Here is a 241-nt window from a genome sequence, read left to right as displayed (position 1 = left end):
TACCCACGACTACTTAAAAACGCTGAACATAGACGGTGTAGGCCTGTATCGCTCTGAAATTCCGTTCATGATGCGAGACCAACTGCCCACCGAGGACGAGCAAACCGAAATGTATCAGGAAGTGCTGGAGCAGTTTCCTGACCAGCCGGTGGTTATGCGCACACTGGATGTGGGCGGCGACAAGCCGTTGCCTTACTTTCCGCTAAAAGAGGACAACCCTTTTCTGGGCTGGCGCGGTATT

Annotated in this window: 1 protein-coding gene; it reads left to right on the top strand. The window is 53.1% G+C overall.

Annotation, left to right across the window (positions count from 1 at the left end):
- A partial coding sequence (locus B3180_RS15395; protein WP_349677626.1) for a putative PEP-binding protein occupies positions 1–241 on the top strand: 241 nt, incomplete at both ends.

Origin of the sequence: Idiomarina sp. UBA4206, from assembly GCF_002383015.1 — a bacterium.
GTDB classification, from domain to species: domain Bacteria; phylum Pseudomonadota; class Gammaproteobacteria; order Enterobacterales; family Alteromonadaceae; genus Idiomarina; species Idiomarina abyssalis.
Note: the sequence above shows the minus strand (reverse complement) of the source record. Positions and strands in the feature narration are given on the sequence as shown.